This window comes from Micrococcus sp. KRD012, from assembly GCF_017168555.1.
In the GTDB taxonomy this organism is placed as follows: domain Bacteria; phylum Actinomycetota; class Actinomycetes; order Actinomycetales; family Micrococcaceae; genus Micrococcus; species Micrococcus luteus.
In genome coordinates, this window is sequence record NZ_JABFBB010000005.1 from 25720 (window position 1) to 34768 (window position 9049).

The 9049-nt window shown below is 74.3% G+C and carries 10 protein-coding genes; 4 read left to right on the forward strand and 6 right to left on the reverse strand.

Annotation, left to right across the window (positions count from 1 at the left end):
- Positions 1-78: 78 nt before the first annotated feature.
- On the reverse strand, positions 79-924 hold the full coding sequence (locus tag J1M37_RS03250; protein ID WP_036341136.1) for a hydroxymethylpyrimidine/phosphomethylpyrimidine kinase: 846 nt from the start codon (positions 922-924) through the stop codon (positions 79-81).
- 130 nt (positions 925-1054) lie between these two features.
- Here J1M37_RS03250 and J1M37_RS03255 point away from each other — a divergent pair, with 130 nt between their 5' ends.
- The 3 genes from J1M37_RS03255 (at position 1055) to J1M37_RS03265 (ending at position 2574) form a co-directional block, all read left to right on the forward strand.
- Positions 1055-1519, forward strand: a complete 465-nt coding sequence (locus J1M37_RS03255; RefSeq protein WP_155933752.1) for a DUF4126 domain-containing protein — start codon at positions 1055-1057, stop codon at positions 1517-1519.
- Positions 1516-1839 (forward strand): putative quinol monooxygenase, encoded by a 324-nt coding sequence (locus tag J1M37_RS03260; RefSeq protein WP_010079505.1) that lies wholly within the window; start codon positions 1516-1518, stop codon positions 1837-1839. The genes J1M37_RS03255 and J1M37_RS03260 overlap by 4 nt, the downstream gene beginning before the upstream one ends.
- A 99-nt stretch (positions 1840-1938) precedes the next feature.
- The gene (locus J1M37_RS03265; protein ID WP_002856702.1) at positions 1939-2574 is read left to right on the forward strand and encodes a GNAT family N-acetyltransferase; all 636 of its coding nucleotides are present in this window, start codon (positions 1939-1941) and stop codon (positions 2572-2574) included.
- 10 nt (positions 2575-2584) lie between these two features.
- Here the strand turns inward: J1M37_RS03265 and J1M37_RS03270 are convergent, their stop codons facing one another.
- Positions 2585-3190, reverse strand: coding sequence for a TetR/AcrR family transcriptional regulator (locus J1M37_RS03270; RefSeq protein WP_036341145.1), 606 nt, complete (start codon positions 3188-3190; stop codon positions 2585-2587).
- A 126-nt stretch (positions 3191-3316) separates the two neighbouring features.
- Between J1M37_RS03270 and J1M37_RS03275 the strand changes: the two genes are divergently transcribed.
- Positions 3317-4531: an acyl-CoA dehydrogenase family protein gene (locus J1M37_RS03275; protein WP_036341128.1), complete on the forward strand. Its 1215-nt coding sequence runs from the start codon at positions 3317-3319 to the stop codon at positions 4529-4531.
- A 97-nt stretch (positions 4532-4628) separates the two neighbouring features.
- Here J1M37_RS03275 and J1M37_RS03280 read toward each other — a convergent pair whose 3' ends face one another.
- The 4 genes from J1M37_RS03280 to J1M37_RS03295 all read right to left on the reverse strand — a co-directional run bounded on the left by J1M37_RS03280 (position 4629) and on the right by J1M37_RS03295 (position 8967).
- Positions 4629-5570: an endonuclease domain-containing protein gene (locus tag J1M37_RS03280; RefSeq protein WP_036341124.1), complete on the reverse strand. Its 942-nt coding sequence runs from the start codon at positions 5568-5570 to the stop codon at positions 4629-4631.
- Between the two features lie 226 nt (positions 5571-5796).
- The gene (gene tgt, locus J1M37_RS03285; RefSeq protein ID WP_127435580.1) at positions 5797-7140 is read right to left on the reverse strand and encodes a tRNA guanosine(34) transglycosylase Tgt; all 1344 of its coding nucleotides are present in this window, start codon (positions 7138-7140) and stop codon (positions 5797-5799) included.
- A gap of 41 nt (positions 7141-7181) precedes the next feature.
- The gene (locus tag J1M37_RS03290) at positions 7182-8141 is read right to left on the reverse strand and encodes an ornithine cyclodeaminase family protein (RefSeq protein ID WP_152744311.1); all 960 of its coding nucleotides are present in this window, start codon (positions 8139-8141) and stop codon (positions 7182-7184) included.
- A 31-nt stretch (positions 8142-8172) separates the two neighbouring features.
- Positions 8173-8967: a glutamine amidotransferase gene (locus J1M37_RS03295; protein ID WP_100059247.1), complete on the reverse strand. Its 795-nt coding sequence runs from the start codon at positions 8965-8967 to the stop codon at positions 8173-8175.
- Positions 8968-9049: the final 82 nt, after the last annotated feature.

The following is a 9049-nucleotide window of genomic DNA, read 5'->3' on the forward strand; positions in this document are numbered from 1 at the left end:
GGGCGGGGGAGGGGAGCTTCATGCCCCCAGTGTGGCGCACCGCCCGGCTCAGGACGAGTCAGCGGCCCACGTGCGCGCTCAGGCGGAGCGCAGGCCGCCCTGCCACAGGGCGGCGAACGGCGTGCGGCCCTCCACCGCCTGCGCGATGCCGGCTCCCACGAACTCCTTGGCGCGGCGCGCGGCCTCGAGCGTGGTGGCGCCCTTGGCCAGCTCGGCGGTGACGGCCGCGGCGAGCGAGCAGCCCGCACCGGAGACGCCGGACTGGCCGATCTTCGGGGCGGAGAGCACCTCCACGGTGTCCCCGTCCACGAACACGTCCACGGCGTCCGGGCCGGGCAGGTGCATCCCGCCCTTGGCCAGCACGGCCGCGCCGGAGATCTCGTGGATGCGCCGAGCGGCCGCCGTCAGGTCCTCGACCGAGCGCACGGTCATGCCGGAGAGCTGCTCCGTCTCGAAGTGGTTCGGGGTGGTGAAGGTGGCCAGTGGCAGCAGCTCGGCCTTGAGCGCCTGGTCCGTGTCCAGGGCGTGGCCCGGCTCCTGGCCCTTGCAGATGAGCACGGGGTCCAGGACCACGTGGTCCCACTCGGCGCGGCGCAGGGCCGCGGCCGAGGTGCGGATGACCTCCGGGGAGCCCTGCATGCCCAGCTTCACGGTGCGCAGCCGCTCCGGGTAGTCGCCCTGGATGGCGTCGAGCTGCTGCTGGAGGATCTCGGTGGGCACGGGGAAGAAGCGGTGGTTCCAGTCGTCCTCCGGGTCGAAGGAGACGATGCAGGTCAGCGCCACGATGCCGAAGACGCCGAGTTCCTGGAACGTCTTGAGGTCGGCCTGGGCGCCGGCGCCGCCGGTGGCCTCGGACCCGGCGATGGTCAGGGCGAGCGCGGGGGCGGAGGCGGAGTGCTGGGGGGAGTGAGCGGTCTGGGGCATGCGCCCATGGTAGGACCGACCCCGGACGGGAAGCGCCCGACGGCCGGCGGTGTTCACTGGAGGGCGAGGGTCCTCTGACCGCAGCGTCCGCCCGGGCGCCCCGAGTGACCCGCGAAGGAAGGGGACGGACGTGCTCGAGTTCCTCACCGCCACGGGCCTGGCCACCTCGGCCGGGCTCAACGCCTACATTCCCCTGTTCGCCCTGGGTCTGCTGGACCGGTTCACGGGGCTCGTCGACCTGCCCGCGGGGTGGACGTGGCTCTCCGCCGACGCCTCCCTCTGGATCCTCGGCGCCCTGCTCGCGCTCGAGCTCGTCGCGGACAAGATCCCCGGGGTGGACGCGGTCAACGACGTCGTCCAGACGGTCGTGGGAGCCGACACGGTCACGGTGGGGGCCGCCGCGCCCGTGCTCTCGGCGGCCGAGGACGTCTCGGCCGCCGGCCTCGTCGCGGCCGCGCTGTTCCTGCCGGTGCTGGTCGCCGTGCTGGTGGTCGCCGTCGTCGTGGGCCTGTGGCTGCTGGCCCGGCGGTTCCGCGACCGGCGGACGCGAGGCCGTGCCGCGGCCGTCCCGGGTGGGCCAGAATGGACGGCATGATCCTCATCAACCTGAAGTTCACCGTCCAGCCCGAGCGTGCCGACGAGTGGATGGACGCCGTCGCGAAGTACACCGCGGACGTGCGCTCTGAGCCCGGCAACCTGTTCTTCGAGTGGTACCGCCCGGTGGAAGGCGGCCCGAACGAGTACTTCCTGCTCGAGGGGTTCACGGACGAGGGTGCGCAGGCCCACGTCGCGTCCCCGCACTTCCAGGAGGGCCTGGACGCGATGCGCCCGCTGCTGGCGAGCACGCCCCAGATCATCTCCGAGCAGGTCGGTGCGGAGGGCTTCGGCCCGATGGGCGAGCTGCAGATCGACTGAGCCCGCCCCCGGCCAGAGGAGGCGACGGCGCCCGCGTCACGAGCGTGATGCAGGGCGCCGTCTCTGTATCCGGGGTCACACCCTGGCTACGGTGAGCGCATGAGCGCCGAGCAGAACAGCACCCAGACCCCCGGCCACCGCACCGCCCACGTCCCTGCCGGCCAGGATCTCGGCCACCGCTGGTCCACCCGCGAGGCCGATCACGACGATCCGGCCGACCGCCGCGCCGTCCGCCAGATCGCCGAGCTCGCCTTCGCGTCCACGGCCGAGGCCGACCTCGTCGAGGCGCTCGCCGGCGGCGCGGAGGGCTGGCTGCCCCAGTACTCCCTCGTGGCCATGACCGCCGCGATCCCCGGCACGGACCTGCAGTCGGACCCGATGGGCTACGGCACCCTGGTCCGGGCCCACATCGACCACGCCGAGGTGATCGCCCTCGCCCCGCACGGCGTCCTGCCCGAGCACCAGGGCGAGGGCGCCGGCACCGCGCTCGTCAACGCCCTGCTCCAGAAGGCCCAGGCCGACGGCGAGGAGGTCGTGGTGGTCTACGGCTGGCCCGAGTACTACGCGAAGTTCGGCTTCCACCGGGCCTCCGAGCACGGCGTGCACGCGGCCTTCGCGCGTCAACCCGAGGCGCTGCAGATCCTCACGCTCCAGGACGGCGCGGAGGTGCCGGCCGGCGAGTTCCGCTACCCGCCCGCGTTCGGGGCGGAGAACGCGCAGGTCGCCGGCCGCTGAGGGCGGGGCGTCAGCCCACGAGTCGGCGCACGGCGGCGAGCGTTCGTTCGGCCTCGGCCGGCTCGGCCGTGAGCCGCGCGATGACCTCCGCGAGGTCCGCGCGCAGGCCGGCCTCGGCGTCGTCGGCCGGGGCGTGGAGCCACGCCCGCAGGGCGCGGTTGTGGACGGCCACCACGGCCGCCGCCAGCCCGACGGCGACCCCGCCGCGCGCGGGCGTGTCCGGCAGGGCCGTGGCGAGCCAGCCGGAGAACAGCTCCGTGTAGCGGTGCGAGGTGAGCAGCTCGCGCGTGCGCAGCGCCTGGGAGCCGCGCAGCAGGCGGGAGCGCGCCCGGGCCCGGTCCGGATCGGCGGTGTGATGCCGGAAGACCTGGAGGACCGCCTCCTCCAGGGCCTCCCGCACGCCGAGGGAGGTGCCGCGCAGGAAGTCGTCCAGGCGGGCGAGCAGCGCCGCGTGGTCGGCGAAGACCACCTCCTCCTTCCCGCCGAGGTGGCGGAAGAAGCTGGCCCGGCTCATGCCGGCCTGGCGGGCGAGCTGGTCGGCCGTGACGGCGTCGTAGCCCTCGCGGTCCAGCAGGTGGATCAGGGCGGTGAGGGTGTCCTCGGCGGGCGTCGTCATGCGGGCCATGGTGCCACGGGCGCGGAGAGGAGGTGAGACTGCGTCTGATTCTGTGAGATGGCGTGTCAGTTGGTGTAGGGTGATGGCGGACACACCCATCTCTCCGACCCCGCCCGGGAGGCCACCATGACCGAGACCCTGCCCACCGTCGAGCCCGAGTACGACGTCGCCACGCCGCTGGACACCGACTTCTACCTCGCGCTCGCGGACGTCTCCGACGCCGAGAAGGATGTGTGGCGTCGGGCCCGCGCCTTCGCGCTCGAGCCGGACGTGCTGCCCCGGATCCGGGAGGCGTGGGACCGCCACGAGTACCCGCTGGACCTCGTGGCCCGCCTGGGGCAGGCCGACCTGCTGCGCGACGGCGTCCCCGTGGACGGGCTGCCCGACGTCTCCCGCGTTGCAGCGGGCCTGGCCATGATGGAGCTCTCGCGCCTGGACGGCTCGATCGCCACGATGACGGGCGTGCAGGGCGGTCTGGCCATGCGCTCGATCCAGCTGTGCGGCAGCGAGGAGCAGCGTGCCGAGCACCTGCCGGCCATGGCGCGCGGCGAGCTCTACGGCGCCTTCGCGCTCACGGAGCCGACCCACGGCTCCGACTCCGTCTCGCTGGAGACCCGCGCCGAGCGCGTCGACGGCGGCTGGCGGCTGCACGGGCACAAGAAGTGGATCGGCAACGGGGCCGCCGGCGGCGTGACCGTGGTGTGGGCGCGCAGCGCCGAGGACGAGAAGGTCCGCGGGTTCATCGTGCGCCAGGAGTCCGAGGGCTACACGGCCGAGGTCATCAAGGGCAAGGTCGCGCTGCGGGCCATCGACCAGGCCCACATCACCCTCGACGGCGTCTTCGTGCCCGACGCCGACGTCCTGCCCGAGGCCCGCTCCTTCAAGGACACCTCCCGCGTCCTCTTCGCCACGCGCGTGGGCGTCGCGTGGTCCGCCCTCGGGAAGGCCGTGGGCTGCTACGAGGCGGCGGTGCAGTACGCGGGGCAGCGCATCCAGTTCGGCCGGCCGCTGGCCGCCGCCCAGAGCGTGCAGACCCGCCTGGCCGAGATGCTCTCCCAGCTCACCCAGGTGCAGCTGCTCGTGCTGCGTGCGACCCGGCTCGAGGACGAGGGCCGGCTCACCGGGCCGATGGCGTCCATGGCCAAGTACTCGGCGACGCGCGCCGCGCGGTCCATCGCCGCGAACGCGCGCGACCTGCTCGGTGGCAACGGCATCCTCATCCAGAACGAGGTGGCTCGCCACTTCGCGGACATCGAGGCGATCCACACCTACGAGGGCACCGAGACCGTGCAGGGGCTGATCATCGGCCGCGAGATCACGGGGGTCGGCGCGTTCGTGTGAGATGACGCGAGCGGGGGCGGCGTGAGCCAGAGATTTCTGCTGGTACGCACGCCCCCCTGCCGCCGATTCGTCTGGCTCGGCGGCCGAATCGTCTGGCTCACGCAGGCAGAGGGAGCCGCAGGTGGGCGGCGAGGTCGCGCAGCAGGGCGGTGAGGCCGCGCCGAGTGAAGACGCTGGCGGTCACGCGCAGCACGATCCACCCCTCGGCCTGCATCCGGCGGTCGCGCTCGATGTCACGGCGCCACTGCTGCGGGTCCGTCCGGTGATGATCGCCCTCGTACTGCACGCAGACGTGGGCCTCGCGCCACACCAGGTCCGGCCGGACGGTGGACCCGTCGCTCAGCAGCAGCAGCGGATTCACCTCCGGCTCCGGCACACCCGCGTCGGCCAGCGCCAGTCGGAGGAGCGTCTCGGCCCTCGAATCCGCGCCGTTCCTGAGCAGCGGCAGGGCCGCTCGCAGGGTCCGCGTCCCTCGCCTCCCTCGCACCCGCAGCACCTCCGCCTCCAGATCACGCACGGTGCACCGCGGATGCTCGCCGGGACGACGCCGGCCCGCCGGGCCGTCAGCCCGTTGCAGCAGGCTGTCCCCGGCGGCGACGACGTCGGCCAACGGCAGACCCAGCTGCGCCAGCGCCGCCCAGGTGGCGGCCGGCGTCGTGATCCGCACCCCGGCACGCACCAGCACGGGGTCCTGCGGGTGCAGCTCATGCCCGACGACGCCGCTGCGGCGCGGCGCCCCGCCCTCGGCCCGCGTGCGCGCCAGATGGATGGGGCCGCGCTCCCACTGCCGCGGCAGCCACATCTCCCAGAGGCGAGCGGCGGTGGCGTGGGTGGCCGCGGTGCCGGGGTTCGTCCGCTGGAGGGCGCGGACGACGTCGGCCAGTGAGGGCTGACCCCCGGCGGTGTGCCGCAGCCCGTGGTGCGGGGCGTCGAACCGGGGGCCGCGCAGCTGCGAGGCCGTCAGGCCGGCCTGCAGCCCCGCGGCGACCGGGAAGACGGGGCTGAGGACGGCGTCGTCGTGCGGAGGAGGGGCGACCATGCCGCCACCCTCTCCTTCCATGGGCGGACACGGTGCCGCGACCGCGAGGGCCGTGGAGGGTGAGCTGCGCCCGCGGCCCTGTGCAGGAGCCGCCGAATCGTCTGGCTCACGTCCCCCACGCGTCCGAGCGGCGCTGAGCCAGACGAATCGGTCGAGACAGCCCCCTCAGAACAGCAGAAACGTCTGGCTCGCGCCCGTCGCAGCGTGCCGGCGGACCCAGCACCCCTCAGCCCTTCGGGGCGTAGTACCGGCCGAGGGTCTCGGCCTTGAGCTCGGCGAGCGTGCCGTCCTGCATGGCCGCGCGGATCCGGTCCACGAGCGAGACCGTGAACCGCTCGTTGTGGATGGAGAGGAGCGTGTGCGCCACCATCTCCTTCGCCTTGAACAGGTGCCGCAGGTACGCGCGGGAGTAGTGGGCGCACGTGTAGCAGTCGCACTCGGGGTCCAGCGGGCCGAAGTCGCGGCGGTACTTCACCCCGGGCAGGTTGTAGCGCCCGTCGCGGGTGTAGAACGCACCGGTGCGGGCCACCCGGGTGGGGGAGACGCAGTCGAAGGTGTCGGCGCCGTTCTCGACGGCGGTGAACAGGTCGTCGGGTTCGGAGATGCCCAGCAGGTGGCGCGGCTTGTCCTCGGGCAGCTCCTGCGCGCACCAGCCCACGATGGTCCCGAGGTTCTCCTTCTCCAGGGCCCCGCCGACGCCGTAGCCGTCGAAGCCGGACGTCACGCCGTCGAGCTCCCCCGCGGCCGGGAACTCGGCCCGCATCGCCGCGAGGTCGCGGCAGGCCTTGCGGCGCAGGTCCTCGTACTGGGCGCCCTGGATCACGCCGAACAGCGCCTGGTACGGCCGCGCCGCGCGGACCCCGGTGAGGCGGGCGTGCTCGTCGAGGCAGCGCTGGGCCCAGCGGCGGGTGCGCTCGAGCGCCTCCTCCTGGTAGCCGCGGGAGTTGTGCAGGGTGGTCAGCTCGTCGAAGGCGAACATGATGTCCGCGCCGAGGTTGTGCTGGATGCCCACGGACACCTCGGGGGTGAACCGGTGCCGGTCCCCGGTGAGGTGGGACTTGAACCAGACGCCGTCGTCGTCGACGTTGGCCAGGCGCTCCTTTCCGGGGGCGACGGCGTCGTCGGCGCCCTGCCCCTCAGGCGCGCCGGGGCCCTTCATGTCGATGACCTTCTTGAAGCCCGAGCCGAGGCTCATCACCTGGAAGCCGCCCGAGTCCGTGAAGGTCGGCCCGGGCCAGTTCATGAACGCGCCGAGGCCGCCGGCCTCGTCCAGGAGGTCGTCACCGGGCTGCAGGTACAGGTGATACGCGTTGGCCAGCAGCGCCTGCGCGCCGAGCTCCGCCATGGACTCGGGCAGCACCGCCTTCACCGAGGCCTGCGTCGCGACGGGGATGAACGCCGGCGTCTGGATCCGCCCGTGCGGCGTGGTGATCACACCGGTGCGCCCGAGCGGGGCGCCGTCCGCACCGCCGGTCTCCAGCCGGTGCGTCACCTCGAAGCCGAACTGCGAGGGATGCGCGGGGGCACCGGAGGCGGGCTGCGGCGTCGGGGCGGCGGGGGTCTCAGGCATGGGACCCAGGGTAGTGCGCAGGCACCGCAGGCCGCCCCGGCTCAGCCCAGCACCTCCCGCGCCACCGCGCTCGCCACCACCAGGTCCTGCCAGGGCATGCCCGTGGTGACGAACAGGGCGGGCGCGCCCTCCCGACGACGCGCGGTCCCGGCCACGAGCTCGGCCAGCGTCACCGTGTCCTCGATCCCGGCCAGCGCGCCGGAGTCGATCGCGAGGGTCACGTCCCCGGCCTCGCGGGCGGCCGAGTCCCGCGACTCCACCGCCACGGTCGCGCGGCGGGCCAGGGCGTCGTCGGTCTCGCGGGCGTCCGTGGTGTGCGAGCCCATCGCCACGACCGTCGCGTGCTCCGGCACGAGCGTCCCGTCGAACAGCGGGGCCGTCGCGGCCGTGCACGTCACCACGACGTCCGCCTCCGCCACGGCCTCCGGGCCCGCGGCGCTCGCGGTCACGCCCAGCTCCGCTTCGATGCGCGCGGCCAGGGCGGCGGCCCGGTCGGCGTCGCGGCCCACCACGGACACCCACTCCAGCCCGAACACGTCCTGGAAGGTGAGCGCGTGCTCCCACGCCTGCACGCCCGTGCCGAACACGACCAGGTGCCGGGGCGAGGCGTCCGCGAGCAGCCGCACCCCGAGCGCGGACACCGCGGAGGTGCGCAGGCCCGTCAGCTCGACGCCGTCCAGCACGGCCCGCGGTGCCTGGCCGGGGGTGCCCGGGGCGCCGAACAGCACGTAGACGCCCTGGATGACCGGCAGTCCGCGCTCCGGGTTGTCCGGCGTGAGGGTGAGCAGCTTGGTGCCGACCTCGCTCCCGCGCGTCGAGGGCATCTGCAGCAGCTGCCCGGCGGCGGTGGACACGCGGGTGCGGGGGGCGTCGGCCTCCGGGTCCAGGCCGGCGGCGAGGGCCGCCTCCAGCGCGTCGACGGCGGCGCGCGGGCTCAGGGCGGCGCGCACGGCGGGGCCGTCGATCCAGGGCAGGGAAGCGGTGGCGCGGTGCGTGTCCATGCGGCCACGCTACGGGGTGGGCCGGGCGGGCTCACCCGAACAGCGTGCGGAAGTTCGCCAGGATCCGGCGGGGGTGCTCGGGGTCGACGGCGGCCAGCCCCGCCACCGTGGGCTCGTACTCGCCCGGCGCGAAGTACCCGTGCTCGCGGTAGATCTCAAGGCGCTCGAGGATCCCGGCCTGGTCCAGCTCCGGGTGGAACTGGGTGGCGTACTGGCGGGTGCCGAGCCGGAACATCTGCACGGGGCAGTCGGCGCCCTCGGCGAGCAGCACCGCGCCGGGCGGCAGCGCGCTCATCGCCTCCTTGTGGCCGACGTACGCCGCGAACGTGCGCGGGACCCCGGCCAGCAACGGATCCGCGGCACCCTCGTCGGTGAGCGTGACCTCGACGGGCGCGGCCGATTCGCCGTACGCGTTGTCCACGACGCCGCCGGCGTGCCGGCCCAGTGTGCCGACGCCGTAGCAGCAGCCGAGGAACGGCAGGTCGCGGCGCCGGACGACGTCGAGCATCCGGCCCAGCTCCGCCTCCACGGCGCGCTGCACGGGGGACTTGGTCTCCTCGGGATCGGTGCCCGTGAACGGGCTGCCGGGCAGGATCACGGCGGCGACGTCCGCGAGCTCCGCCTCCCAGTCCAGGCCGTGCGTGGCCACGTCCGGGCGCTGCACGACGCGGTCCAGGCGCAGCACCCGCAGCCGGCCCTCCGGATAGCCGCCCAGTCGCTGGACGGCCTCGACCTCGGCGGCCGCGGCGTCGTCTTCGGGGCGCGTCTGGACGAGGAGGAACGGCCGCGGATGCGGGCTCGGGACGGCGCCGGTCGGGGTGGTCATCTCGGCAGACTAGCGGGGCATCGGGCCGGGAGGGCGTGACGGCGTCGCGGGGCGTCGTCGGGGGCGGGTCGCGGTCAGCGGT

Bases quoted from the DNA above. Each gene is read 5' to 3' on its own strand.
- J1M37_RS03250 (WP_036341136.1), bottom strand. From the start codon at position 924: ATGCCCCAGACCGCTCACTCCCCCCAGCACTCCGCCTCCGCCCCCGCG.
- J1M37_RS03260 (WP_010079505.1), top strand. From the start codon at position 1,516: ATGATCCTCATCAACCTGAAGTTCACCGTCCAGCCCGAGCGTGCCGAC.
- J1M37_RS03265 (WP_002856702.1), top strand. From the start codon at position 1,939: ATGAGCGCCGAGCAGAACAGCACCCAGACCCCCGGCCACCGCACCGCC.
- J1M37_RS03270 (WP_036341145.1), bottom strand. From the start codon at position 3,190: ATGACGACGCCCGCCGAGGACACCCTCACCGCCCTGATCCACCTGCTG.
- J1M37_RS03275 (WP_036341128.1), top strand. From the start codon at position 3,317: ATGACCGAGACCCTGCCCACCGTCGAGCCCGAGTACGACGTCGCCACG.
- J1M37_RS03280 (WP_036341124.1), bottom strand. From the start codon at position 5,570: ATGGTCGCCCCTCCTCCGCACGACGACGCCGTCCTCAGCCCCGTCTTC.
- tgt (WP_127435580.1), bottom strand. From the start codon at position 7,140: ATGCCTGAGACCCCCGCCGCCCCGACGCCGCAGCCCGCCTCCGGTGCC.
- J1M37_RS03290 (WP_152744311.1), bottom strand. From the start codon at position 8,141: ATGGACACGCACCGCGCCACCGCTTCCCTGCCCTGGATCGACGGCCCC.
- J1M37_RS03295 (WP_100059247.1), bottom strand. From the start codon at position 8,967: ATGACCACCCCGACCGGCGCCGTCCCGAGCCCGCATCCGCGGCCGTTC.